At 45.2% G+C, this 25,802-nt stretch carries 29 protein-coding genes and 1 tRNA gene; 15 read left to right on the top strand and 15 right to left on the bottom strand.

The features are described 5' to 3' along the window. Positions 1-82: 82 nt before the first annotated feature. A tRNA-Ser gene (locus NB504_RS17560) sits at positions 83-173 on the top strand. Positions 174-318: 145 nt separating this feature from the next. On the opposite strand, the gene NB504_RS17555 is transcribed toward NB504_RS17560, so the two are convergent. The 5 genes from NB504_RS17555 to hemC all read right to left on the bottom strand — a co-directional run bounded on the left by NB504_RS17555 (position 319) and on the right by hemC (position 4,877). Further along, entirely contained in the window at positions 319-462 is a 144-nt protein-coding gene (locus NB504_RS17555; RefSeq protein WP_258429482.1) for a hypothetical protein, read from the bottom strand. Between the two features lie 365 nt (positions 463-827). Further along, on the bottom strand, positions 828-2,009 hold the full coding sequence (locus NB504_RS17550) for a heme biosynthesis protein HemY (RefSeq protein WP_258429481.1): 1,182 nt from the start codon (positions 2,007-2,009) through the stop codon (positions 828-830). Further along, positions 2,009-3,190 (bottom strand): uroporphyrinogen-III C-methyltransferase, encoded by a 1,182-nt coding sequence (locus NB504_RS17545; RefSeq protein WP_258429480.1) that lies wholly within the window; start codon positions 3,188-3,190, stop codon positions 2,009-2,011. Before NB504_RS17545 ends, NB504_RS17550 begins: the two co-directional genes overlap by 1 nt. Beyond that, positions 3,174-3,935 carry a uroporphyrinogen-III synthase gene (locus NB504_RS17540; protein ID WP_208892329.1) on the bottom strand — a complete coding sequence of 254 codons (762 nt, stop codon included), beginning with the start codon at positions 3,933-3,935 and terminating at the stop codon, positions 3,174-3,176. The genes NB504_RS17545 and NB504_RS17540 overlap by 17 nt, the downstream gene beginning before the upstream one ends. A 3-nt stretch (positions 3,936-3,938) precedes the next feature. Next, a complete protein-coding gene (gene hemC, locus NB504_RS17535; RefSeq protein WP_026028808.1) occupies positions 3,939-4,877 on the bottom strand; it encodes a hydroxymethylbilane synthase in 939 nt (312 codons plus the stop codon). Positions 4,878-5,227: 350 nt separating this feature from the next. Here hemC and NB504_RS17530 point away from each other — a divergent pair, with 350 nt between their 5' ends. Then, a complete protein-coding gene (locus NB504_RS17530) occupies positions 5,228-7,756 on the top strand; it encodes a class I adenylate cyclase (RefSeq protein WP_088728525.1) in 2,529 nt (842 codons plus the stop codon). 44 nt (positions 7,757-7,800) lie between these two features. Here NB504_RS17530 and cyaY read toward each other — a convergent pair whose 3' ends face one another. Beyond that, entirely contained in the window at positions 7,801-8,115 is a 315-nt protein-coding gene (cyaY, locus tag NB504_RS17525) for an iron donor protein CyaY (protein WP_017044535.1), read from the bottom strand. Between cyaY and NB504_RS17520 the strand changes: the two genes are divergently transcribed. From NB504_RS17520 to yigB, 6 genes are read left to right on the top strand one after another with little or no spacing between them, the layout of a single operon-like run. Further along, positions 8,095-8,310: an LPS translocon maturation chaperone LptM gene (locus NB504_RS17520; RefSeq protein ID WP_170889752.1), complete on the top strand. Its 216-nt coding sequence runs from the start codon at positions 8,095-8,097 to the stop codon at positions 8,308-8,310. The two genes, cyaY and NB504_RS17520, sit on opposite strands and share 21 nt — an antisense overlap. 29 nt (positions 8,311-8,339) lie before the next feature. After that, entirely contained in the window at positions 8,340-9,593 is a 1,254-nt protein-coding gene (gene lysA, locus NB504_RS17515) for a diaminopimelate decarboxylase (protein WP_013855516.1), read from the top strand. Between the two features lie 11 nt (positions 9,594-9,604). Next, entirely contained in the window at positions 9,605-10,435 is an 831-nt protein-coding gene (gene dapF, locus NB504_RS17510) for a diaminopimelate epimerase (protein WP_010319875.1), read from the top strand. Positions 10,436-10,459: 24 nt separating this feature from the next. After that, positions 10,460-11,164, top strand: coding sequence for a DUF484 family protein (locus tag NB504_RS17505; RefSeq protein WP_019281077.1), 705 nt, complete (start codon positions 10,460-10,462; stop codon positions 11,162-11,164). Further along, positions 11,136-12,068 carry a tyrosine recombinase XerC gene (gene xerC / locus NB504_RS17500; RefSeq protein ID WP_094132036.1) on the top strand — a complete coding sequence of 311 codons (933 nt, stop codon included), beginning with the start codon at positions 11,136-11,138 and terminating at the stop codon, positions 12,066-12,068. Before NB504_RS17505 ends, xerC begins: the two co-directional genes overlap by 29 nt. Positions 12,069-12,071: 3 nt before the next feature. After that, positions 12,072-12,785 carry a 5-amino-6-(5-phospho-D-ribitylamino)uracil phosphatase YigB gene (gene yigB / locus NB504_RS17495; RefSeq protein WP_258429475.1) on the top strand — a complete coding sequence of 238 codons (714 nt, stop codon included), beginning with the start codon at positions 12,072-12,074 and terminating at the stop codon, positions 12,783-12,785. Here the strand turns inward: yigB and NB504_RS17490 are convergent. The 4 genes from NB504_RS17490 to NB504_RS17475 form a co-directional block, all read right to left on the bottom strand. Further along, a complete protein-coding gene (locus NB504_RS17490) occupies positions 12,771-13,376 on the bottom strand; it encodes a tRNA-uridine aminocarboxypropyltransferase (RefSeq protein ID WP_258429474.1) in 606 nt (201 codons plus the stop codon). The genes yigB and NB504_RS17490 overlap by 15 nt on opposite strands. After that, positions 13,377-14,405 (bottom strand): COG3650 family protein, encoded by a 1,029-nt coding sequence (locus NB504_RS17485; protein ID WP_258429473.1) that lies wholly within the window; start codon positions 14,403-14,405, stop codon positions 13,377-13,379. Between the two features lie 190 nt (positions 14,406-14,595). Continuing rightward, a complete protein-coding gene (locus NB504_RS17480) occupies positions 14,596-15,423 on the bottom strand; it encodes a Cof-type HAD-IIB family hydrolase (protein ID WP_013855511.1) in 828 nt (275 codons plus the stop codon). Positions 15,424-15,573: 150 nt separating this feature from the next. After that, complete coding sequence (locus tag NB504_RS17475; protein WP_026028809.1) at positions 15,574-16,572, bottom strand: alpha/beta fold hydrolase; 999 nt, start codon at positions 16,570-16,572, stop codon at positions 15,574-15,576. A 74-nt stretch (positions 16,573-16,646) separates the two neighbouring features. Here NB504_RS17475 and rhtB point away from each other — a divergent pair, with 74 nt between their 5' ends. Both rhtB and NB504_RS17465 read left to right on the top strand, forming a co-directional pair. Further along, positions 16,647-17,264 (top strand): homoserine/homoserine lactone efflux protein, encoded by a 618-nt coding sequence (gene rhtB, locus NB504_RS17470; protein WP_026028289.1) that lies wholly within the window; start codon positions 16,647-16,649, stop codon positions 17,262-17,264. A gap of 36 nt (positions 17,265-17,300) precedes the next feature. After that, a complete protein-coding gene (locus NB504_RS17465; protein ID WP_013855508.1) occupies positions 17,301-18,527 on the top strand; it encodes an EAL and HDOD domain-containing protein in 1,227 nt (408 codons plus the stop codon). A 62-nt stretch (positions 18,528-18,589) separates the two neighbouring features. On the opposite strand, the gene NB504_RS17460 is transcribed toward NB504_RS17465, so the two are convergent. Then, positions 18,590-19,060: a Dps family protein gene (locus NB504_RS17460; RefSeq protein ID WP_258429469.1), complete on the bottom strand. Its 471-nt coding sequence runs from the start codon at positions 19,058-19,060 to the stop codon at positions 18,590-18,592. Between the two features lie 251 nt (positions 19,061-19,311). Between NB504_RS17460 and NB504_RS17455 the strand changes: the two genes are divergently transcribed. Then, on the top strand, positions 19,312-20,295 hold the full coding sequence (locus NB504_RS17455; protein WP_258429468.1) for an acyltransferase: 984 nt from the start codon (positions 19,312-19,314) through the stop codon (positions 20,293-20,295). Here the strand turns inward: NB504_RS17455 and NB504_RS17450 are convergent. Next, positions 20,292-20,621 (bottom strand): DUF2500 domain-containing protein, encoded by a 330-nt coding sequence (locus NB504_RS17450; RefSeq protein ID WP_017044543.1) that lies wholly within the window; start codon positions 20,619-20,621, stop codon positions 20,292-20,294. The genes NB504_RS17455 and NB504_RS17450 overlap by 4 nt on opposite strands. A 220-nt stretch (positions 20,622-20,841) precedes the next feature. Here NB504_RS17450 and NB504_RS17445 point away from each other — a divergent pair, with 220 nt between their 5' ends. After that, positions 20,842-21,216 (top strand): hypothetical protein, encoded by a 375-nt coding sequence (locus NB504_RS17445; protein ID WP_026028288.1) that lies wholly within the window; start codon positions 20,842-20,844, stop codon positions 21,214-21,216. Positions 21,217-21,708: 492 nt separating this feature from the next. On the opposite strand, the gene NB504_RS17440 is transcribed toward NB504_RS17445, so the two are convergent. Further along, positions 21,709-22,059, bottom strand: coding sequence for a hypothetical protein (locus NB504_RS17440; protein ID WP_258429466.1), 351 nt, complete (start codon positions 22,057-22,059; stop codon positions 21,709-21,711). 73 nt (positions 22,060-22,132) lie between these two features. Here NB504_RS17440 and NB504_RS17435 point away from each other — a divergent pair, with 73 nt between their 5' ends. Together NB504_RS17435 and NB504_RS17430 are read left to right on the top strand one after the other, a co-directional pair. Continuing rightward, positions 22,133-22,756, top strand: coding sequence for a lysoplasmalogenase (locus NB504_RS17435; RefSeq protein ID WP_013855503.1), 624 nt, complete (start codon positions 22,133-22,135; stop codon positions 22,754-22,756). Between the two features lie 100 nt (positions 22,757-22,856). Further along, positions 22,857-23,444, top strand: coding sequence for a YhgN family NAAT transporter (locus NB504_RS17430; protein WP_017048588.1), 588 nt, complete (start codon positions 22,857-22,859; stop codon positions 23,442-23,444). A gap of 75 nt (positions 23,445-23,519) precedes the next feature. Here NB504_RS17430 and NB504_RS17425 read toward each other — a convergent pair whose 3' ends face one another. Both NB504_RS17425 and rsmD read right to left on the bottom strand, forming a co-directional pair. Then, positions 23,520-23,786 (bottom strand): DUF1145 domain-containing protein, encoded by a 267-nt coding sequence (locus tag NB504_RS17425; RefSeq protein ID WP_199868108.1) that lies wholly within the window; start codon positions 23,784-23,786, stop codon positions 23,520-23,522. Further along, positions 23,783-24,382, bottom strand: coding sequence for a 16S rRNA (guanine(966)-N(2))-methyltransferase RsmD (rsmD, locus tag NB504_RS17420; RefSeq protein WP_258429483.1), 600 nt, complete (start codon positions 24,380-24,382; stop codon positions 23,783-23,785). Before rsmD ends, NB504_RS17425 begins: the two co-directional genes overlap by 4 nt. Positions 24,383-24,584: 202 nt before the next feature. On the opposite strand from rsmD, the gene ftsY reads away from it, so the two are divergent. Then, entirely contained in the window at positions 24,585-25,793 is a 1,209-nt protein-coding gene (gene ftsY, locus NB504_RS17415) for a signal recognition particle-docking protein FtsY (RefSeq protein ID WP_258429465.1), read from the top strand. The last annotated feature ends 9 nt before the right edge of the window (positions 25,794-25,802 follow it).

Raw genomic sequence — 25,802 nt, 5'->3', positions numbered from 1 at the left:
GCTTACATATCATTAAAAATATGAAAGCAAAACTAAAAATATAGCATTATCAAAGTAAGACTAATTTTTAGTGACAATTTGTGGAGAGATGGCTGAGTGGTTTAAAGCACCGGTCTTGAAAACCGGCGATGGTTAATAGCTATCCTAGGGTTCAAATCCCTATCTCTCCGCCACTTTTAAAGAAAAAACCGCTGTTTTTACAGCGGTTTTTTTCGTTTTATATCAACATGCCAATCTGGAAAATTAATAGCTTAATTCAATCTCTCGAACATATCTTGATCACCCTATCTGTACTTTCCAAAAATCGATTTTACAATTTTACACATTGAACACCTCAGACATAATGTCGTCGTGATCCGCAAAACTTTGTTGGTTAGCGTGAGCCAACTGCATACTTGCTCTATTGGATTTAGCGCGGTGAGTAGGAAGAAACGTGATGACACTGACATGACTAAACTGCACTTATATACCTACCAGCACCATTTATTATAACGACGGCCTCACCTATTCATTTTTAGGGGCATGCTGACCCAAGCCGACCCAAATAAATACGCATATTCAAATCGCTGCGGCTTCACCGCTCTAGGTTTTGTACCGTGCTCGGCCTTAAGTCAAGTGGCATTTTGATCAAGAAATTATCCAGGAAATCCCAGGTGTTCAAGCGGGTAATAGTAGAATTAGGATGGTTTTTGTTGGCTCGCCAGCGTTTTAAAATCGGTGCTATTAAGGCTATCCATCGTGATATTTAACAATAGCTAGATAGCCTTAATGAGATCGTACTTTTCTTTAATTGGTATAAGGTTATTTTTAGGTGCTTAGATTGCCATTTAAACATGCTCTATCATGGTCAGTGCCTTACGTGAGACTTCTGCGGCGGCTTTAGGGTAGTTTTGTTTTTCAAGGCTATCGGCAAGATAAGCGTAATCAGATACATTGGCACGGAGCGATAACGCTTTTTCCAAATGGTTTTGCGCCTCTGCCCATTTCTGCTCTCTCATATACAATTGAGCCAGTGCGCTGTGTGCTTCGGCGTTACCACTATCCTTATTAATGGCTTCTTGTAACAACAAAATTGCTGGGTATCTATCTGGTAAATTGAGCTCTGCCAATAATGAATACAGAGCTGGCATTGGATGTTTTTTTAATGTTTCTTTAATGACGGTAAATGCTTGCGAGTCTGCTTTTCGTTGGATCAACTGCTCGATGAAGCATTGAGTTAAAATGACGTCGTTTTTGGTTTTCCTTGGGAGCTTGTCCCAATGATTGATTAAGCCTTCGCTACCTTGTTGCTGGACCACGTTTTTTAGTAAACCGCATTGTGCTTTTTGGTTCAGTTGTTGGCTCTCGTCCGCATTAATCTGTTTTGCTTTTTGGAGCTTAGGTAAAAGCTCAATCAGCGGTTGCCACTGTTCTAGGTGTACGTATGTTGTCTTGAGTAAGTTGAGCACGATGGTGTTATTCGGATGAGTGGCTTGTAAGGCTGATAGAGTGCTTAGCGCCTGCTCAAACTCTCCTTCTCGTACTTGCTGTTTGGCACGAGTTAATTCAACAGCTAGGCCTGCATTACTTTGCTGACTAGCGAGATCTAAATAGTGATCTCGTTTTGCTCTGTCGCCCATTCCCTGTGCGGCTTCCGATGCAACAAGATAGCAGAGCAGCGGCATATCATGGTGGTTCGCCCAGCGAGTGACTTTCTTTTCTGCCTGCTTCCAGTCTCCCTCTAGAAGTTTAATGATACCTTCATTGGTATAACGGCGAGAGCGCTTTAACTTACGTACGCTGAACCAGTTTAATGTGTTTGAACTGGCGTAGAATGCTTTTTTGAGGAGATACTCTAAGCTAAATAATCCAGAGAGGAGTGCAATCACAAAGATCACTAAGGTGGTCACGCTCATCTCTATTGTTCTATTAGCTATAGAGATAAGAACATAACCTTGCTGGCCAGCATATTGGGTTCCGACAAATAAACCGGCCCCTAATACTACAAAAAGAAAGATGACTCTAAACATTACTTATCCTCCGTAACGCTCATTGGAGAGACTTCACGGCGTAGGCGTTCAGTGATGACATCAGCGAGTTCGTGCTGAGTTTCAAGTTTAACTGGATATTGCATTTGTATATTTTGTTTACTGAGCTGCAATAGCGCTTGATTAAACTGCTGCACACTCTGATCATCGGAATTAAAGAAGCTGGCTGACCATTTATCTGCTGTGCTCAGTGCCGTTGTATAAATCTCTTGTTGTTCTGCGTATACGGCTTTGATGGCGGTTTCTAATTTTGCTTTGAGATTTTCTTTTAGATAGAAGTGCTGCTCAGGTGACAGTAGCGGAATGGCATTACCGTCTCGAGTGCGGAAGGTAATGAAGTTCTCCGAGAAGTCTTTCAATGAGCTAACGAGATTATTTTGCCAGTCGTTAATATTTTCGGAAACTTGTGGTGCTGATTGCTGCTGAGTTTCAGGCAACATAGCATTGGCCAGCGGTAGAGTGTCAACTTGTTGCTGTAAGGTTGTTAAGCGTAACACTAGCCCTTCACGATCAATCAATGGGATGATTTTGAGCTGAGTAATGTCACGCGCCATGGCTTTGCGTAGCGGCACTAAGCTTGGGTCATTCAATTCAGCAATACGCTGATCAGCGCTTTCCATTAGCTTGGTCGCGCTGACGATGTCATGTTCTAGAAAAAGTTTACGGCCTGCTAGTTTCACTAAGTAGTCAGCTTCTGCTAGTAGCCAGTCGTTGGGACGGCGGCCTTTGATATCAGCTATCGCCAGTTGCAAGCTGTCGATACTTTTTTGCTGTTGATTCAAGGCTACGTCAGTTTTGTGAGTGAGTTGGTCCGCTTTGGCTTGTGTTTCTTGCTTTATTTGATTGATTTCAGCCGCGAGCTGACTTTGGGTTTGTGTTAATTGAGTCTGCAATGCGTTGATTTTGGCTTGGTAAAAGGCGTCTTTTTGCTGCATTTGATAGGCTATACCACCACTGAAAATGATGGATAAGCTAATTGCAATAACAGAAAGTTTGATACTGCGCTTTGCTCGTTTATCACTCTTTTCTTCAGGCTGAGACGTGGGATCCTGCACGTAACTTTTTGGTGAATCAAGGTTATCCGTTGCGTCTTTTTCTGTAACCAGAGGAGGTGTGGCTGCTTTTTCAGGTTCAATATGCGGGTTATTATTTTTGCTTGTCATGCTTAGAGTCCTGTCTAGATTGGCTAATACTAGCCGCGAGTTCTGTATTGGAGGCGCTTCCCACGTTCGTGACGCACCCAAATCCCATGTGCAGCGCCTCTTGTCGAATTCGCTCGCTTGGGACAAAAAGAGCTAAATTTAGCAGCCAGAGTCGTTGTGAATCAGAGAATTGATCCATCATAAAATTGAGTTGACCTGAGCTGGTGACAACTAACTGAGTGACTTGCTGTTGCTGCCACAGAGATATCGATTCGGCAGCAAAGAGGGTGATCGTATCGCGTCGATACACTTCCTTATACACCACATCAGCACCACGCTCGATTAAGCTGTCGTGGATGAGCTCACGTCCGCCATTACCACGTAAAATCATCACCTTAAGGCCCGATATTGATTGCAACTGCGGTAGGGCAAGCAGGTGTTCACTGTCACTTATCTGCGGATAGTGTACTTTTTGTTGGCTTAATTTGCTGAAAACATGTGCGGTTTTTTGACCAACGGCAAGGTATCTGGCGTCATTTGGCCAAAAATATCGGTGACCTTGCAAAAATTGATGACTGAACGTCACCGCGTTTTGGCTAACCGCAATAATAATGTCGCATTGCTGAAGTTCTGGGAGTAAATACGGGAGATCGGCTCCTGCATTAATCTGAATCAGTGGATGGTGAACGGAGCGGATACCGAGATCCGCTAATTGTTGGCAAAGTTCAATCCCTTGATTTTCGGGGCGAGTGACCAACACCGTCATGCGTTATTCGTGCTCGCAGTAGAGTTTGGACAGAATATCTCGCGCTCCATCATTGAGCAATTGATGGGCAAGCGTGATTCCTAGTTGCTCGGCATCGGAGCGGTGGCCGCGAATCTCACCTTGCACAATCTTAGAACCATCAGGCTCACCGACCAATGCTCTTAACCAAATATGATCACCATCGAGCAATGCGTAGCTACCGATAGGTACTTGGCAACCGCCTTCTAATGTTAGGTTCATGGCTCGTTCACATTTCACGCGATCAGCCGTGTCAGAATGGTTGAGTGGCGCAAGCAATGCTCTTAAACGTTCGTCATCTAAACGGCATTCAATCCCGACTGCACCTTGCCCTACTGCAGGAAGCGATTGTTCTGGTTCAATAATGCTGCGAATGCGATCTTCAAGCTTCAAACGTTTTAAACCTGCTGCGGCGAGAATAATCGCATCGTATTCACCTGCATCGAGTTTTCCAAGACGAGTACCGACATTGCCACGCAATTCTTTAATCACAAGGTCTGGTCGATATGCTTTGAGTTGGCATTGGCGACGTAGGCTGCAGGTGCCGACGATGGCACCTTGAGGCAGTTGTTCAATGCTTTGATAGGTGTTTGAAACGAAAGCATCACGTGGATCTTCGCGTTCACAAATCGTCACTAGTCCAAGCCCTTGAGGGAAATCGACGGGAACATCTTTCATTGAATGCACTGCCAAATCGGCACGGCCTTCAAGCATAGCGACTTCCAACTCTTTGACAAAAAGCCCCTTACCACCCACTTTAGCTAAAGGCGTATCTAAAATGACGTCGCCTTTGGTTACCATGGTCACTAATTCCACTTCTAGGCCAGGATGAGCCGCTTGCAGCGCATCTTTAACATAATAAGCTTGCCAAAGGGCGAGCGGGCTTTTACGTGTGGCGATTCGAATGGGTGTTGCGTGAGTCATGATAATCCCGAGTGTAGGTAATGGATGGTTTAATCCTATCATTCCCGCTATGAAAGGTTTACTACTAGATCGTCGCTGTGAAGGATTGATGAAGAGATAGCATAAATTGGTCAAAATTGTGTGATTTATATCTCGTTTATATAATGAGCTATTACGACAAAGTGTAAATAGCTACGACACTATAGCCAAGGTCATTGGAGTGCATTGTAGGCATGCTCTGCCTGAGTGTGATATGCATCGAGAGGGCTTTACCAAATGGAAAGAAAATGTTAGATTGATCACGTTTTTTTGGTGCTTTAGAATAAAATATAATCAAAGCGCGTGTTAATGTTTCAACCAAGGAATCAACCTTGCAGGCTTACACCAAGACGTTAATTCAACGATTAGACAATCTCAACCAGCAACGTACCGAGCGTGCGCTGGCGCTTATGGATTTGCAAAGTCAACGTGTATTTCATTTCATTCCTGCATTACTGCACTTCAATCACCCGATTATTCCCGGCTACTACGATGCAAAAGTCCCTTATGGTGTCTATGGTTTTGAGCCTAACGACATCCAACGTCAGCTGGTTGAAGATACAGAACTCACCTTAGGTCAACCCTTACCGACCGCAGACACCCCCGCTATTCTTGCTCTGTATACCATGGGCAGTACCTCGTCGATCGGTCAAAGCACCTCGAGTGACTTAGATATTTGGGTATGTGTAGCATCGAGTATGAGCTGTGATGAGCGGGAAAGCTTAAGCAATAAATGTTTGTTGATCACTGATTGGGCAAAGAGCCAAGGGGTGGAAGCCAACTTTTTCTTGATGGATGAGCTACGTTTTCGCAGTAATCATTCTGAGCAGATGACAGGCGAAAACTGCGGTTCATCACAACATCTTCTGCTATTAGACGAGTTCTATCGCTCTGCTGTTCGGTTGGCAGGCAAGCGTTTACTGTGGCAAATCGTGCCTCCTGAAATGGAAGAGTGCTACGACGAATACGTGCACGAATTGTGCAGCAATGATTACATTAATTGCAGTGAATGGATCGATTTTGGTAAGTTGAACCGCATTCCTGCTGAAGAGTATTTCGGCGCAAACCTTTGGCAGCTTTATAAAAGCATCGACTCGCCTTACAAGTCAGTGTTAAAAGCGATTCTGCTTGAGGCGTATTCGTGGGAGTACCCACACACGCAATTATTAAGCATTGATACCAAACGACGGTTTTTTACTCATGAACCTGATTTGTACAGTATGGATGCTTACTATTTGATGCTTGAAAAAGTGACGCGTTACCTTGAACGTATTGGTGATTCTGCCCGTCTTGATCTGGTGCGTCGTTGTTTTTATCTCAAAACGCATGAAAAGTTATCCCGTGAGCCGAGCTTAGGCTCAGTGGCATGGCGTCGAGAAGCATTAAGCCACATGATTCAGCAATGGAATTGGTCGGAATCTGTTGTTCAAGAATTAGACAATCGCCGTAATTGGAAAGTCGAACAAGTTAAAGTTGTCCATCATGCGTTGTTAGATGCGTTGATGCTGAGCTATCGAAACCTGATCCAGTTTGCACGCCGTAATGACATCACCTCGGCCATTAGCCCACAAGATATTTCAATCCTCGCACGTAAGTTGTATGCGGTGTTTGAGGTGTTGCCGGGTAAAGTCACACTACTTAATCCACAAATCTCGCCAGATCTGCACGAGCCGGATCTCTCGTTCATTCAAGTTCGAGAAGGGCGAACCAATAAGGCGGGCTGGTATCTGTATAAACAGCCTCTGGTTGCCCATCGTATGATTGGCCAACCTTTCCTTGAGCATAATGAATACCTCAGTAAGCTGGTCTCTTGGGCCTTCTTTAATGGTTTGATCACGGAATCAACTCATTTGCATTCAGTAGTACGTGACGCACAGTTGGATATTGATAAGTTCTATCAAATGGTTAGCGATTTGCGTAATACCTTCTCGTTGCGTAAGCGGCGGCCGACCATGCAGGCCTTAGCGAGCCCTTGTGAAATCAGCCAACTGGCGATGTTCATCAACTTTGAAAATGATCCTACTGCGGAATTAAGCGGTAAATCGCTCAAAATTGATTTGAAAAATATAGATATTTTCAGTTTCGGATCTGAGCAAAAAAGCTTAGTCGGTAGTGTCGATCTAGTGTATCGCAACTCGTGGCATGAAGTACGGACTCTCCATTTTACTGGCGAAACGGCGATGCTCGACGCGTTGAAAACCGTGCTTGGCAAAATGCACCAAGATGCGCTACCGCCAGAGTCTGTCGATGTATTTTGTTACAGCAAAAGTCTGCGTGGCGTGATGCGCAACATGGTGTACCAGTTGCTGGCGGAATGTATCGATTTGCGTTTGAAACCGGTAGAGCAAGAGAAACGTCGCCGTTTTAAAGCGTTACGCATTGGCGATCAAATGTATGGCCTGTTTTTTGAGCGGCGAGGGGTTTCGGTACAGAAGTTGGAAAACTCGGTAGATTTTTACCGCAGTATTTCAACCAACAAATTGAAAGGTTCACCGCTGTTAATGCTCGATCGCGATCAAGATTATCAACTGCCGGAAATCGTCGATGGTTTTGCTAGTGAAGGCTTGGTGCAGTTTTTCTTTGAAGATACCGATAAAGGCTTCAACATTTATGTGTTGGATGAGTCGAACCAAATTGAAGTCTATCACCAGTTCAGCGGCGAAAAAGATGAGATGATCACCAACGTCAACAGCTTTTATACCTCAGTGCGCGACGGTAACCCACTCTCCGCTAAACTTATTAACTTCAATCTGCCGCAGTATTATCAAATCGTCCACCCAGAAGAAGGGGAGAGTTATATTGTCCCTTATCGTAACGATTCCGCGCTCTATTCTCGTCCTTCAAAAGCGGTCAACGCTTAGTTCGGTAGCGCCAAGTCACACATCTGTCACTTGGCGTTGTTGCTTTACACCCAGTCGATCGTTTCGCCAGCGTGTTTTTCACATTCTTGTTTCACCATCGCAATCAATTCCAGCCCTGTTTTTGAACAAATCCAGTTTTGGTCGATCAGTTTGAAATGGAAACCGCCTGACTTTGATGCCAGCCAAATTTCATGCATTGGCTCTTGGCGGTTAATAATAATTTGGCTGCGGTCATCAAATTCTAACGTCATCACATTGCCTGAGGTTTCGTAATCAATGTCGGCACCTGCGTTGTCTATTGCTTGTTCAATGATTTCTAGCTGCTCATCGACAAGTTGGTGAAATTCAGTATCGTTCATCCTGTCTATCCTATTGCTTTTCCTGATTGTGGTGCGATTATAGGGGGCATTGACTCAATAATCACGACATGCAAAATGAAAAAATCAATCGCTGCACTTTTTATGTTGTCACTCCTTGCTCTCGCAGGGTGTGGTCAAACCGGGCCGTTATACATGCCAGCAGAGCCTGAGCAGAGTGAACAACCTCAGCCATAGTCATTGATTTAGCTTAAAGGAAACGAATTTTGGATTACTTCAATTATCAGGACGATGGTCAGCTTTGGGCTGAAAATGTCGCATTAACAGAGTTGGCTGAGCAATACGGCACACCTTTGTATGTCTATTCTCGCGCTACTTTAGAGCGTCACTGGCATGCTTTTGATAAGTCGGTAGGCGAACACCCTCATCTGGTGTGTTATGCGGTGAAGGCTAACTCAAACTTAGGCGTATTAAACACGTTGGCGCGTTTAGGGTCAGGTTTTGATATTGTTTCGGCAGGAGAGCTAGAGCGTGTTGTGGTGGCGGGTGGTGACCCGGCGAAAGTGGTATTTTCTGGCGTCGGTAAAACGGAAGCGGAAATGAAACGCGCGTTGGAGCTCAAGATTAAATGCTTTAACGTTGAATCAGAGCCTGAATTAGCACGTTTAAATAAAGTGGCTGGCGAGCTGGGTGTCAAAGCACCGATTTCACTGCGCATCAACCCTGATGTGGATGCACAAACCCACCCTTATATTTCAACCGGTTTGCGTGACAATAAGTTTGGTATTGCTTTTGACCGTGCACTGGATGTTTATCGCTTGGCACAAAGCCTAGAGAATCTCAGCATTCACGGTATTGATTGCCACATTGGCTCTCAACTGACCGCCATTGCCCCTTTTATTGATGCAACCGATCGTTTACTTGCGTTAATTGATCAGCTTAAAGAGGAAGGGATCACCATTAAACATTTGGATGTTGGTGGTGGTTTAGGTGTGGTGTATCGCGATGAGTTACCCCCGCAGCCTTCCGATTATGCCAAAGCCTTGTTGGCGCGTTTGAGTAACCATCAAGATCTCGAACTGATTTTTGAACCGGGACGTGCTATTGCGGCTAACGCGGGCGTGTTGTTGACGAAAGTAGAGTTTCTCAAACATACCGAACACAAAAACTTTGCCATTATTGATGCGGCGATGAACGATTTGATGCGTCCAGCGCTTTATCAAGCTTGGCAAGATATTGTTCCTGTTGTGCCGCGCCAAGGTGAAGCGCTAACCTATGACTTGGTTGGGCCTATTTGTGAAACCGGTGACTTCTTGGGTAAAGATCGTTCATTGGTCTTGGATGAGGGAGATCTACTGGCGGTTCGCTCAGCAGGAGCTTACGGTTTTGTGATGTCTTCGAACTATAATACACGTACTCGCGTGGCGGAAGTGATGGTGGATGGTGCACAAACCCACCTTGTTCGTCAGCGTGAAGCACTATCGAGCCTATGGGCATTAGAGCGTATTCTGCCGGAGTAAATTGAAGCATTATGCATTTCCATTTTTCTAAAATGCACGGTTTGGGTAATGACTTCATGGTCGTTGATTGCATTACACAAAACGTCTTCTTCTCCCCTGATTTGATCCGCCGCTTGGCGGATCGTCATACTGGCGTGGGGTTTGATCAGCTATTAGTGGTTGAAGCGCCGTATGATCCGGAAAGTGATTTTCACTACCGTATTTTTAATGCCGATGGCAGCGAAGTTGAACAATGTGGCAACGGCGCACGTTGCTTTGCTCGCTTTGTGCGGATGAAAGGGCTGACCAATAAGTACAGCATTGGAGTCACGACTAAAAAAGGCAAAATGGTTTTAAATGTTGAAGAGGATGATCAAATCACCGTCAACATGGGCATACCAGAATTTGAGCCTAATAAGATTCCATTTCGAGCCAAACAGGCAGAGAAAACCTACATCATGCGCGTTGAAGAGAAAACCTTGTTCTGCGGGGCGGTGAGTATGGGCAATCCGCATGTGGTGACAGTGGTGGAGGATGTGACAACCGCTGAGGTTGAAATTTTGGGTCCACTGCTTGAATCTCATGAGCGTTTTCCAGAGCGTGTTAACGCAGGCTTCATGCAAGTGCTGAATCGCAATGAAGTGAAGCTACGTGTTTATGAACGTGGCGCGGGTGAAACTCAAGCGTGTGGCAGTGGTGCGTGTGGCGCGGTTGCCGTTGGTATTCTTCAAGGGTTATTGGCGGAAGAGGTGACAGTACACTTACCTGGTGGCTCGTTAGAGATCCACTGGCAAGGGCCGGGTAAGCCACTCTATATGACAGGCCCTGCGACTCATGTGTTTGATGGTCAAGTCTCTTGTTAGGGTTAAGTAAGATAAGGAATCGTTTTGTCACACGTTGAAGCGGATGCACTCACAGCCGAAGTTGTGGCTGAATATTTACGAGATCACCCAGATTTTTTCCTCCAGCGTTCAGAGCTGGTTGACAGGCTCTCCTTGCCGCACCATCAACAAGGTGCGGTCTCTTTAGTGCATGTACAACTGAATCGTCAGCGTCAGCGAATTGAAGAGTTAGAGGAAGAGATCACAGCCTTTATGTCATTAGCGGCCAATAATGACCGCACTTTCCACGAATTTATGGATCTGCAAGAGCAGATCTTAAAATGTCATTCAATGCCGCAAGTATGCAAGGCAATAGAAAACAAAGCGCAAACCTTAGGTTTGGTGGCGTATATCCGTTTACTGGCCTCGCCTGAAACTGATTATCAATTGACCCAAGAGCAATGGCAGCGTTTTGCAACTAACCATTTTAATGGCAAAAATGCTTATTTAGGGCGTATGAAAAAGTTGGATCGCCAAGCGTTATTTGGTGAACAAACCGCTGCGCCAGAAATGGGTTCGTATGTGGTGCTACCATTAGGTAAGCGCTCATCACAAGGCGTGTTAGCGTTTGCAAGTGAAGATGGCGGCCATTTTCAACCGAGCATGGATACCCTCTTTTTACGTCATTTGGCGTTAGTTCTCTCTCATTTAATTGAGACTCTACCTTGGCAACCGATTGAGCATGACCGAATCAGCCACACCTCTGCCTAACGGCTTACAGCAGCCCTTAACTCGCTTCTATGAATATCTGCGGAGCGAGAAAGGGTTGAGCTTGCACACCCAACGCAATTACAAACAACAGCTGGAAACCATGGCGCAGCATTTAGTGCAGATGGGGCTGAATCAATGGCAACAAGTCGATGCCGCTTGGGTGCGACAGCTGGCGAGCAAAGGGATGCGTGAAGGGATGAAAGCCAGCAGTTTAGCGACGCGTCTCTCTTCATTGCGCAGTTTTTTTGATTTCTTGATCTTGCGTGGTGAATTGACGGCTAACCCGGCCAAAGGCGTTGCAGCACCGCGTAAAAAACGCCCGTTACCGAAAAACTTAGATGTGGATGAAGTCGCGCAACTACTCGAAGTCAAGGATGATGATCCGCTGTCAGTGCGCGATCGAGCCATAATGGAACTGATGTATGGTGCTGGGTTGCGTTTAGCGGAGCTCGTCAGCATTAACGTAAAAGACCTGAGCTTTAGCCGCGGCGAGATTCGTGTGGTGGGTAAAGGGGACAAAGAACGTAAGGTGCCTTTTGCAGGCCAAGCCAAAGAATGGGTGGCGCATTGGTTGAAAATACGAACGCAGTTTGCGAACGCTGATGAGCAAAGCTTGTTTGTTTCAAAACTGGGTGTTCGTATTTCGCATCGCAACGTACAAAAACGCATGGCCGAGTGGGGGCAAAAGCAGGCGGTGGCTAGCCATATTAGCCCACATAAACTGCGCCACTCTTTTGCGACTCACATGCTTGAATCGAGCAATAATTTACGTGCTGTCCAAGAGTTGCTGGGTCATGAGAATATTTCGACGACGCAAATTTATACTCATTTGGACTTTCAACATCTTGCGCAGGCCTATGACCAAGCGCACCCAAGAGCACGTAAAAAGAAACAGAGCGAGTAACGCATGCACTTTTATCGCAATATCGGCCTCATTAAAGCGATGAGCTTTGATTTGGACGACACGCTTTATGACAACCATCCAGTGATCCGTCATGTTGAGCAGCAAATGGTCGTGTGGCTGCATACTCATCATCCGCTTTCCGCGACGCGTCCGATAAGTTGGTGGCAGCAACTTAAACAGCAACTGGCGCTGCAAGAGCCACTGCTCGGTCATGATGTCACTCAGTGGCGATTTAAGCAGATAGAACAAGGCTTAATTCAATTAGGCTATTCGCCGCAACTTGCTTTACAGGCTGCGCAGAATGCCATTGAAGAAGTGTTGCGGTTACGTCACTTAATCACGGTGCCAGAGAAGACGCACCGCGTGATGACCGAACTGGCAAAGCGCATGCCGTTAGTAGCGATTACCAACGGCAATGTTGACCCGCACAAAATTGGCTTGGGGCATTATTTTCAACAAATTTTTAAAGCGGGTCCCGATGGCTTGGCTAAGCCGTATCCGGATCTTTTTGACAAAGCGCAGGCTGCATTACAGTTACCTGCAGCCTCGATTTTACACGTTGGTGATCATCTGATAACCGATGTGCAAGGCGCAAAATGCAATGGTTTCCAAGCCTGTTGGTATAACGATCAAGGCCAAACCTTGCTCGCCAGTCGTCAGGCCAAAGTGTTGCCTGATATTGAAATCCATCAACTGGATTCATTACTGCAGCTTTAGGGCGTGACCGCTTTTATCCGCTTGAAAAGCCTTGAGATAGTAAGTGAAAAAAGCGCGTAACTCTCTCGCATTATTTGCTTCTCCGAGAGAGTTGAGCAGCTCAACGCCCACTTCTAACGTGCATAAATGACCAGCATCTTGATTTCGCCTTAATCCATACTGAGAGATTTGATTTGGGGTGAGGTGTAGCTGCGGTAAATCGGATAACCAAGGGCTCTTATTGAGCATCTTCTTGGCTTCTTGCCATGTCCCATCCAGGATAATAAACACGATTTCTTGAGTGTCAGACGTTGAGAGAGATTGGTATTCGGTGAGCGATTGACTGCGCGTCGAAGGGAAAATAACCACCGCGTTTAACTTCTCATCCAGAATTCTCTTTTGTAATAATTTCGCCGTAGAGACTCGGTCCCAGATGTACACAGAGGAATTGGGCAAGCTACGCAGCAGCAGCTTGCCAGTATTGGTCGCTCGATGCGGTTCATTTTCATGCATCAGTAGTGCAATGCGCAGTTGGCTATCCAGTGTTGGTTGCAGTGAACAGAGGCATTGATAGCTAAAATGGCAAACTGGACAAGGGCACGGTCTGGTCACTTATGGTGTCTCGATATTTTCAGAAAATAACGTTAAACCGCCATTGGCGATAGGGTAGAGAACATCGCCCACCTTCTCTTTTTCTGCTTTCAGTTGGTAACCAGTGCGAGTAAAGATACGTTCAGAAAGCAGATATTGTTGCTGGTGGCGCGTCATGACAACTTGGATCTGATTTAGGTTTAATGGTTGCCAAAACCCCTTTTCAACGGTCGATGGCTGACCATCGTTGTAGTCATAATGAGTGCTAGCGGTATGATCCGCATTCAGTTGCAAACGAATCGTGAAATCCCTATTTTGGCTCGAAGTAGCATGATAAGCCCCAACCCATGGAAGCGTCGCATCACTATTACCTAAGGTGGCACACCCCTGATAGCTTTTCTCACCGACCTTCAAGGTGGAACTCCAGCCGTACAGCGAGTCACTCATCCCGTCACTGCACATTTTTTGTGTGAGGAGCAGCGAACCTTGATTCATTTGGTACTCGCGCTTGGTTTCAGATAGCTGACTTTTTGTGATAGCGAATGTTTGAGTTTCACCGCTGATGGTTTGAAAGTTAAGGTTTTTCCCTTCAAAGTGGATCGACCATGATGGTTCGTTGCCAAAAGCGCGTGTCGGTTTGAGTGGTTGATTGCAGCGTTGAGGATTTTCAGCACTGAGCATATTGGTGCTGGTCACGTTGAAACGTGCGCTGGAATCGGCATCGAAGCCTGTGCGGCTTGGCGCTGATAAAGTACCAATGAGTTCTCCATACAAAGGCTGATAAGGCGCGCGAGCCAAACTCAAGGCTTGCTGAGTCTGCTGTGGCGTCAGTGCTAGCCAATATTGTTGATTGCTACCACAAGGTGTAAAGGTTTGCGCCTCATGACCTACCACGACTTCTCCACGCATAATAAAGGGCTGTGCTTTGATTGAGCTGGATTTATCCAAACTCGCCATCGGTACGGCTGGTGGCTGTGATGCGTTGTGTGTCGCACAGGCTTGCAGCATTAATGTGGTCAATAACAGCGCGGAACAGTGAAGCACTTTCATAGCAGACTCTTTTTGGGCAATGCAACGAGGCTAGATTATGGCACAAAGGCGCTGGCAAATTGAACTGATGGGTGTGAATTTAACAACCCGCGGACAAGAATCAGAGATAAATCGCGAAGCCGTTATGAACAAAAAAACAGCGCTCAAATGGCGCTGTTTTTTTGTGACCGCGCGTTACTGCAGGCTGCTGTTACAATAAATGTTCACGCAAATAGTGAGCCACGGCGTCTTCTGCATTGCTACCAATCACGGTGTTATTAGGCAGTGCATTGAATACTTTTTGATGCGATGTGCCCATCACCAAGCCTTTACCAGCCATCGACAGCATTTCCACATCGTTCATACCATCGCCAAACGCAATACAGTTATCTAGGGTCAGGTTTAATGATTCTGCAACGGCTTTGAGCGCATCCCCTTTCGACACTTCTGCTGCCATCACTTCCAAACACCAAGGTGTTGAGAAGGCGACGTTCAGTTTGTCGCCAAAAATATCGTTTAAGCGTTCTTCAAACTGAGCTAATAACTCATGATCTTGCGCTGGGTGGGTGAAGAATATTTTGGCGACGCCCTCGGTAGGTGCGTTATTGACATCAAATACTTGGTAGCTAAAGCCGGATTCTTCGTGGAAATCACGCAGCGTTTCATCTTCTTTATTCAATAACCACGATTCATCTTGATAGATGTGAACAAAAATATCAGGGTTTTGCTTAAACACGTCAATGACTGGCTGTACCAATTCTTGCGGTACATTTTTACTGTACATCAGGTTGTCATGTTGATCGTGAACGCGCGCGCCATTGGAAGTAATCATGTAGGCTGGAATGCCCGCTAACTGGCGAATACCCGCCACATCAACGTGATGGCGACCGGTAGCGAAGATGAAAGTAAAGCCTTTTTGGTGAAGTGCTTGTAACGTTTGCTTGGTGAATTCGCTCAATTGGTGGTTTGGCGCAAGTAGTGTACCGTCGAGATCGGACGCCACGATATGAATCGCGTGCTCTTTACATTCGGTGGTCATAAAACCCTCATTATCATGGTCGATTTGGTTTGCAGATCGCAGATGGTGGAGAAACTTTGGTGTGGCTTAGTTTACGCCATCTTAAAGAGGAAAAAGAGGGTAAAACTCTCAATTGAAATTTCCTCTATTTGCTCAGTTCTAACACCGTGATTAAACCGTGTTCTCAAGAGATTGGAATTGCTTAAATAGCTCATCAAGTGCTTGGTTTCGATAGCAATCCTTTTCAAAAAAGAGCTCATGTTTTGCTCCTTCAATGATGACTAGCTTGCTAGATGGATTGGTTTTCGCCAGCTTAGTGACAAAGCGGATTTGATCCGCATTACTGACAATTTCATCCTGTCCTGCTTGCAAGATGAGTGTTGGTAACTTCACTTGACGAGTCATCAGTTGACACAGCTTCGCTGCCATGAGCCCTTGCCATACCCAGCGCGTGCTAGGGCCGCCAACTTGCAATTCGGGTTTGCGTTGGTACAGGTCTCGAAACCATTGGTAACGCACCTGACTTTGACTTAATGGGTTGATCTCAAAAGGCTTTGCAGAATAGGCTTGATAGCCTGGCGCATAGGTTGGTTTGCTATACATCGCCGTCAGCACTTGGCTCAGTGTCATAGCGATAGGACGTAATTGCCATGGCATGTTGACACCAAACATTGGCGCGCTGAGCACCATAGCCGCAAATGGGTGTTGAGGGTATGTTTGTACATACCGGGTCGCAATGGCACCACCCATCGAATGAGCGACGAGAAAACGTTGTGCATAATGGCTTAAGTCAAAGTGCTCAATGACACGCTGCATGTCTAAAATGTAGTCATCAAATTCACCGACATGGCCGATTTGTGGATCGTCGATTAATCGATCAGAAAGCCCTTGGCCACGGTGATCAAAAGAATAAATATCATAACCTTGTTGGAAAAAATCATAAAATAGCTCCTGATATTTCCAGCAAGATTCAATTCGTCCGTTGACGACGAAGATCGCCTTTGAGTGTTGAGGCGAGGTAAGTTTGCACCAATAAAGTTTTGTTTTATCAGCAGATTTGATAAAACCTTCTTCTCTGGAGTGCCAGAAATCGGCAATCGTGGTATTGATCACTTGCTCAAAGAAAGACTCTTGAGTATAAGGTGGGGAGTTTGGACTCGTCTGATTCATAGATTATTCTTATTGGACAGATTCGAGGAATAGTTCATTTTTAGGCTAGATTAGTCTAGTTGAGAGGAATTGCAATGGATACTCATGTTTGGCTTGCCTATGTGGTGACCGCGATACTGTTTAGTTTGGCGCCGGGTTCAGGTACGGTCAATTCCATCAGCAATGGCCTTAGCTACGGTACGCGTAAATCACTAGCCGCGATTGTGGGTTTACAATTGGGTTTGGCTTTTCACATCATGTTGGTGGGAGCCGGAATTGGTGCCTTAGTGGCACAATCAGCCATGGCATTTAGTGTGATTAAGTGGGTTGGTGCTGCGTATCTGGTGTGGTTAGGTGTTCAAAAATGGCGCGATCGTTCAAGTATGATGACCAATGCAACGGCTCAAATGCAAACGAGTTGGTCTTTATTGCGTCGAGCGGTGTTGATAAACCTGACAAATCCTAAATCCATTGTCTTTCTGGTGGCGCTTTTTCCACAATTTATTGACCCAACCCAAGATCAGTTCATTCAATTGCTGGTGTTAGGCGTGACCACTGTAACCATTGATTCGATTGTGATGCTTGGTTACACCTCCTTAGCCGCGCGAATGGGGCGCTTTATTCGTTCAGAGAGTGTCATGAGTAAGATTAACCGAGTATTTGGCTCGATGTTTATTGGTTGTGGAGCGCTACTGGCAGTGGCGAAGTCCTAAGATGACTATGTCTCAATTATTAGTTGTTAATCACTAATGCATTATTCTTATGTCGCACGACAACCGATCTTAAATGCCAAGCAGCATACGCTTGGCTATGAATTGCTCTTTCGTGATGGGGAAAAAAATGCGTTTCCAGCGCACATTGAGTCGAATCGAGCCACGTATCGCTTGATCGTCGAAAACTTTCTTGCGGTGGGGATCAATCCCAATATTCCCAAATCACGTTGTTTTATTAATTTTCCCTACAAGAGTTTAATTCGCCGTCTGCCTTTAACGTTGCCGCGAGAACAAATTGTGGTGGAAGTGCTCGAAACCTGTGAGCCGACGGATGAACTGCTTGAGGCGATTAAAGAGTTGTATCGGCGTGGCTATCTGGTGGCGCTGGATGACTTTGTGTATGCGCCAGAATGGGAACGCTTTCTGAGTTATGTGCACATCGTCAAGCTCGATATTATGGCGCTGGGCTTAGATCACGCTTGCGAGTTTGTACGTCAGCGTTTAGCGGAAGGCAGTAAGCGCCGTTATTTAGCGGAGCGAGTTGAAACGGATCACCAGTTCACCGTGACACGTAATGCCGGTTTTAGCTTTTTCCAAGGTTATTTCTTTAGTAAACCAGAAATGATCAAGCAGCGTTATGTTGGACCAGAGCAGATTATCGCCTTAGAGCTGTTTCGAGAAGTTTGTAAGCCAAATGCTGATTTTGAACGGATTGAATACATTGTCGCGCAAGATGTAGCGCTCTCATACAAGTTGCTCAGATTCGTCAACACTATGTCTGATCGCTTATCCGTGCCAATTTCCTCTTTTCGTCAAGCCTTGGTCTATCTTGGTCAAGACAAGCTCAAAACCTTTGTATCATTAGCCGTTGCTTCATTTGTCTCAGCTAAAAAGCCGAAAGAGTTGTATAACCTCTCTTTGCAACGTGCTCAATTTTGCCAATTAATGTCTGGGCATCCTTCATTTCGTCAACATCGCGAGCAAGCTTTTTTAATTGGTCTTTTTTCTGTGTTAGATGCCTTACTGGATATTTCAATTGAAGAGCTGGTTGCGCAGTTACCCTTGTGTGACGTGGTCAAACTAGCACTGCAAAAGCGTGAAGGACCCATTGGCGAGCTGTTGGCACTTGAGGAGTGTTTTGAGCAAGCGGACTGGCAAGGAGTGGAAAGCCATTGTGATCTGCTAGGGCTTGAATTAAATCAAGTCAGTGATGAGCTTTCGGCGGCGCAGCGCTGGAGTCAAGATATTCATCGTTTGCTGTAATAAATTTCGTGCGAATATAAAAACCGCCGTCATGAGCGACGGCGGTTTGCCAAACTTGGGGTTTATTGCAGCCAAGCATTCAGCATCCATACCAGTTTCTCTTGTTCGCGGATGTAGTCACTCATCAGTGCTGAAGTGCCTTCATCTCCCGCCTGCGTTGCAATTTCAAGAATTTCTCGTTGCTGGTGGATCAATACACTGAATCCCTTAACCAATCCTTGCATGGTTTCTTGACCATTAGTTGCGTTAGTGTGTTCTGACACTTGTGCTGTTGCTAAATAGGCGCTGAAGCTATGCAACGGTTGATAACCTAAAGTCAAAACTCGTTCCGCTAACTCATCAATTTTGACCTGTATGTCAGTGTAAATCTCTTCAAATTTTGCATGCAGTTCAAAGAACTCTTTTCCTTTGATATTCCAATGGTAACCACGAGTATTCATATAAAACACTTGGTAGTTAGCCAATAATTGGTTTAACGCTTGTGCAAGTTGTTGGCTTTGGTTGGTATCTAAACCGATCAAATTTATTGTCATGTGTTCACCTCGTTGTCATGGATAAGTGATTTCTCTTGTTAAGCATTAGATTGCACCTTGAAGTGAACAAAATAAATTCGTTTTGATTGATTTATTCGATAGGTATTAGCTATTAATTATAATGGCGTTAGTGATCCTTTACCGATAACTGACTTGCGGATTACATAGCCAACTATTTCAACTTTATAGTAGAAACCTTAAAACACTGTGGATAGGCACTATGACCAAACGAGTTATTTTTTTTTGATTTATTGCGCTGTTTGGCGGCTGTAGCGGTGATCGGTATTCATGTGTTGGCCCCCTATCGGCAGCAACTCGGCGATATTCCTTTTGAGCAGTGGGTGGTTGCGGTTGGCATCAATAGTGTAAGCCGTTGGGCTGTGCCAGTCTTTATATTGATCACTGGAGCCTTAATGCTCAGTGATCGTCGCCCTTTTGATGCGCGTTATTATGTTCAGCGACGTCTTGGCAAAGTTTTGCTGCCATTTATCGTTTGGTCGCTCTTCTATACTTATTTGTCCGGCTGGAGTGCGAGTGGATTTGATGGGCAAGTTGCAAAGGCGGTGCTGAGTAACAGTACGCACCACGCAACGTATTACCATTTAGGTTTTTTTTATTACTTTATCCCACTTTATTTTGTGATCCCTTTTCTACAACTGCTGGTCCGAAGAGTTGATGATAAAGCGCTGTACGCATTAGTTGCCGTGTGGCTGCTGACGACCACCTTATTTTTATGTGGTATTGATGGCCCTTGGAGCAATGAGCTATGGCTGTTTGCTGGTTATTTACCGTTGGGTTACTTGCTTTATCAGAAGGTGCCACTCAAGCGGGTAACGCTATGTATGGCGATTCTGCTTGGCTGTCTGGCACTATTGACGACGGTATGGATGGTGGTCAGCCACAGTGTTGCAGCGGGTGAGTATACGATTGGTCGCTGGCTCTCTTATAAAACACTGAACGTTGTGTTAGCCGCCAGCATGATATTTATAGTGTGTCGATATTTTGCTGAGAGATTGCCCGCTCGTGCTAAGCAAGTCGTAAGTGTGATAAGCCAGCACAGCTTAGGCATCTATTTATTACATCCCATCTTTCTATGGCCTGTAAAAGAGTATGGGTGGGATCAAGGGAATCCCGCATGGGTGATCCCGTTATGGATTCTCGTAAGCGGCGCAGGATCTCTGGCGGTTAGTATATGGGTTGCTCGCTCTGCAAAAACACGTTGGTTATTACCTTAACGCTTGAGTGCAAAGTGTAGAAACTTGTGTCCGCAATAAGTCAGCATTCCTTGGTCGCCTGGGTTAAGTGCATGGTAATAATGCACGCCGACTTGAAATTCCCGCTTTGGGCCAAGTTTGCCTTTTTGGACGTAAATCCAGAACTCCTGATCCTCTTCCCCAGGGCGAGCATGAGGGATGACGATGGCTTGCTTGTCGATAATCGTGACATTAGCAGTGCGTTCGGGGGCGTTTTCACCTTGCACATGGCGACGATAGAAATAGCTAAATACCCAAATAGCAGAGATAACTAACAAAGCGACAACGATAAGTAATGAAAGCGGCATGGTGAACTCCTTAGCGATGAAGGCGACATTTTAGCGTGCAACATATGGCAAAGGAGTGTTACTTGCTACTAAAGCGTGAGTTTGATTGGTTTGACGGTTTTTTTTCCAGCGGATATCACATTTCCTCGGCAGGTTAGCGAGCAAAAATGCTCAACTATCTCGTGGGGAAGTATGATAAAAATAGATGGAGCGCCACCAGAGTTGGCACAGGAGGGCGATAATGTCAGATATTGAGAAAGTGGTTTTGCGAACGCGTCGATTGGAAAGCTTGTTGAGAGAGCAATATCACGCTGAGGGGAAGGGGTTACATCAATTGGTGACCAGCTGTGAAGAGCGTTTACCACATGATGTGGTGGGCAAGCTGAGGTTTATTGCCACTATTCGTAACAAAGTTGTGCATGAAGATAACTATCAGTTAGAAGATCGCAAAGCATTTCTTCGTGTGTGTGATGAATGTGAGAAGGAGCTGACTCCGCGCAGCGGTCGTTTTATTTGGCGCGTAGCCATTTCATTAATGACCTTAATCACGTTAGCGGCGCTTCTTTTTTACTATCTTCATTGGGAAGCCCTATCGAAACACGTCACAATGCCATAAATGGTATTAGGTTGTTTTACTCAATCGTTAGATAAAAAAAGAGGACACGAAGGTGTCCTCTTTTTTATTGGGAATTAGATACTTAGTACATCATTGGCAGTGTCATTAGGCCTACGATAACCGCGATCATTACAAGTCCCTGTTTTTGAGATGAAGAAATCATAACACTGCTCCTTTATTCTGTGGTTTCATTCTATGAATATGAGAATAGCACTACTTTGTTTAGTTGATCAACCTCAATTTGATGAAGTATCCAAAATAACACCTTAACATCATAATATTCAGGGAATATTGGCAATGTTTAGTGCTTGTTTTGGTGTGTTTATATAATGTTCTTCTTGGTGTTGTTTTAATCTGTATTTATTTAATTCGTTGAATTTGTTTAATTTTATTAGGTTAATGTGATGTTGCTTGTATGGTTTTTTTTGGTTTTACTATCTTAGGTGGCTTATCATTGTCAGAGTTTGGTGAATTCTCATTTTTCGAGAAAAATTAATTTAATAATGAGATGTTCTCGCAAATAAAATTGGTTAAACCAGTTTTTTTGCTAGTTAGTAAGTCAGTTGTTGCTGTTTTTTTATTAGAGGCTTTAAGTTCTAGTTTTTCTTTTGGTTTTTTGCATAAATCATTGTTTTTATTTTTATTTTTATTTTTATAGTTTCTGTTTTCGTGTCGTTTTTTGTTGGTTTTTCTTTGTTTGTGTATTGTAAATGAGTGGAATGTCTCTGGGTGTCGTTGTGGTGATTGAAAGTGAGGGTTAGTGAGTAAAGAGTGAGCTTTGATTGTTTTCGCACTCTTTGTTGCTGAATAAAGCCAACGTTCCGATTCGCTAGCAAGATCCAATTTTTGCGTTCATCTGCTGGACTTCAATGATGACATGCCTACACTGACCGCAGATTTTTAAAGGGGAAATGAGATGTGGAGTTGGCTCTCCGTTGCTTTGTCTGGATTCATTAGTATTTCGGCTGTTGAAAGTAACAAAATCAAGCAAGCGGTAATGTTTAAAACACTCAGTATGCTGTTATTGGTGGCGATAGTTCTAAACCATACCACGCAGCTCACTTCTCCTATCTTATGGGTCACGCTCGGTCTGCTTATTTCCGCAATCGCGGACACATTGCATCTGTTGCAACGCTACTCAAAACTCTGTTTTGCTAGCTTTCTTGTCGCACAGTTGATGTACAGTAAAGCCTTCTGGGCGCAACTTTCTGACACTATGGTGTGGTGGCTACCTGCCCTTTTGATTGCGACCAGTATTGTGGCTTTTTTCCTATTGCTGCCGCAAATTGACACTTTGATCTTTCCCGTAACCATTATGGGTATGATGTTAGTTCAGTTGGCGTGGGCAGCGGGAGAGTTGTGGCTGCAGACGCAAACAGTGCCTGCCTTTGCCGGGTTTGTTGGCTGTCTGGTGTTGATGCTCTCGGCCAGTTTGTTAGCCATTCACGATTACCGCAGGCCATTGCCTTGTGGGCGCTATCTTATTTCTGGCAGCTATTTATTAGCGCAAGCGTTAATCTCTGCCTCGGTGGCCTTGTAAACATTATCGCTTTATCTATATCGTTACTTTCAGGATCATCGAAATCTCATGATGGGGCTGATATACTGCGGCCACTTTAAATTGATGTGAGTAGTGATAGATGGATATTTTATCGGCGGCGACCATGCTTTTTTTGATCATGGACCCGCTTGGCAACCTGCCGGTCATGCTCTCCATCTTAAAACACCTTGATCCCAAACGTCGCCGTGTTGTGCTTGTGCGCGAACTCTGTTTTGCGTTGATCATTTTGATGCTGTTCTTGTTTGCTGGCAAAAACATCATGGGTTTTTTGCACGTGCAACCGGAAACTCTCAGCATTTCTGGCGGTATCATTCTCTTCATCATCTCGATTAAAATGATTTTCCCTAGTGCAGGTAGCATTACTGGATTAGCTGCGGGGGAAGAGCCCTTTATCGTACCGATGGCAATTCCGATGATCGCGGGTCCTTCAGTGATTGCGGCCTTACTGCTTCTTTCGACTCAGCACCCTGACAAACTCCTTGAGCTGTCAGCCTCTGTACTGCTCGCGTGGGGCGCCACTTTCATCATTTTGATGTTCTACGGTTTCTTCCACAAAGTGCTTGGTGAACGCGGTTTAAAAGCGGTCGAGCGTTTGATGGGATTATTGCTAGTGATGATCTCAACGCAAATGTTCTTAAATGGCGTAAAAAGCTACATGGGGCTGTGATTCGGGGATAAAAAAGCCGCCTATCGTGTGAACTTGAAGCGGCTTTTCCTATGTTGCTTTCTTTATACCGTTAACTTACATCATGTGTTTGCGGCGGATATCGAGCAGTGCGAAGACTCCAAATACCAGAATCGACCATTTTTCCCAACGGCTCATGCTGATCTTGTCACCAAACGCACCGATAAAAATCAGCATTTGTAGTCCGTGCATAATGAACAAAAATGCCGTCATAATATAAAGTACAATCGCCGCTTTACCGGGGAACGGCATGAAGATATTCAGTAATAGAATCAACCAAACAAAAGCAATCGCCGCTTTTGCAAGTACCAGTAACACTCTCATTCCGAGCTCCTCTCAAATAGTCGATAACTGACTTGGCCTGCATTTTTCTCACGGTGCAGGTGCCAATTAGCAGGGATGCCTTCTAGCGCCAATTCTTTTTCCGTCTCAATATAAATCAGCGCTTCATCGGCAAGCCAGCCATTTTGTTCTAAAAGCGAGACGGCTTCGCTTAATAAGCCTTGGCGAAAAGGCGGGTCGATGAACACCACGTGGTGAGGTGTCCCTTGCTGCTTGAGAAAGGCCAGCGCATCACTATTTATCGCTCGTAAGTTGGTCGCGTTGAGCGCACCAATATTGTGTTCAAGCTGTTTGAATGCCGTCGGGTTGAGCTCAATCAGCGTCACGGCTTGTGCTTGCCTTGAGGCAGCTTCAAACCCAAGGCTGCCAGAGCCTGCAAATAAATCTAAGCAGTGTGCACCAGGGATCTCCTGTGCTAACCAGTTAAAAAGAGTTTCTTTGACGCGATCCGTCGTGGGACGCAGACCTTGGGCATCATGAACAGGCAGTTTGCGACCTCTCCATAAGCCACTAATAATGCGAACAAAGCCCGTTGAAGGCTTATTTTGTGATGAGTTTTGTTGGCGACGTCTTACCATAGATTTTTTGACCGCTAATAAAGTGATACTATACCCAATCTGCCAACCCGAAACGGGTTTGGTATAGCCATTGAATTTCAATAATGACAAAGTTTACCAATCTAATTGGAAACTTTTCACTGCTTTGTCATTTTTCTTTTTCTTACGAGGGATAATCCTTCAAGAAAAGGGTCGTAGTTAGTTAGATCTAGGATATCCCCAGATGACGGAAAAAAAGAAACGTGGATTACTCTCTTGGCTCGGTTTTGGTGACGAAGAATCAAGTAAATCAACCACTGAAACGGAACAAGTGCTCGAGCCATCTACGCTTATCGAACCAGTTGATGCTGAGCAAGAACAAGAAACGACCGCAGTTGCTCAACCCATCGAAGAGCCACACACTGCGCTAGCAGAAGCAGAAGCAGAAGCAGAAGCAGAAGCAGAAGCAGAAGCAGAAGCAGAAGCAGAAGCAGAAGCAGAAGCACGAATTCAAGAGCAAGAAAAACCCAGCGAGAGTTTTTTCGCACGCTTAAAACGCAGCCTTAGCCGAACCAAAGCCAATATTGGTGCGGGTTTCTTTGGTCTGTTTAAAGGCAAGAAAATTGATGATGAGCTGTTTGAAGAGCTGGAAGAGCAACTGCTGATTGCCGATGTTGGGATGGAAACCACACTCAAAATCATCAGTAATCTAACAGAAAAAGCCTCTCGCCACGCGTTGAAAGATGGAGAGGCACTCTACGGTTTACTGAAAGACGAAATGGCCGACATTTTGGCCAAAGTAGAGCAACCGTTAGTGATCGATAGCCAAAAAACGCCCTACGTTATTTTAATGGTCGGCGTCAACGGTGTAGGCAAAACGACCACGATAGGTAAGTTGGCCAAACAGTTTCAAGCTCAAGGTAAAAAAGTGATCTTAGCGGCGGGCGATACTTTTCGTGCGGCGGCTGTTGAGCAGTTGCAGGTGTGGGGCGAGCGTAACAACGTACCAGTAATTGCGCAGCACACTGGCGCAGACAGCGCATCAGTGATTTATGATGCGATTGAGGCCGCCAAAGCACGTGGTGTGGATGTGGTGATCGCCGATACCGCTGGTCGCTTGCAAAACAAGAGCAACCTCATGGAAGAGTTGCGTAAAATTGTGCGCGTCATGAAAAAAATTGATCAATCAGCGCCGCATGAAGTGATGCTGACGTTAGATGCCGCTACTGGGCAAAACGCCATCAGCCAAGCCAAACTCTTTAGTGAAGTGGCCCCGGTGACTGGGATCACATTAACCAAGCTGGATGGCACGGCGAAAGGCGGCGTTATTTTTGCGCTGGCCGATCAGTTTGAAATTCCGATCCGCTTTATTGGGGTTGGCGAAGGGATTGACGATTTACGTCCGTTTGAAACGCAGCAATTTATTGAAGCTCTGTTTAGCCGCGAAGAGTAAGTGTGCGTG

It is taken from the genome of Vibrio sp. RM-69-4 (assembly GCF_024743775.1).
In the GTDB taxonomy this organism is placed as follows: domain Bacteria; phylum Pseudomonadota; class Gammaproteobacteria; order Enterobacterales; family Vibrionaceae; genus Vibrio; species Vibrio anguillarum.
This window is presented reverse-complemented; position numbering and strand designations above follow the sequence as displayed.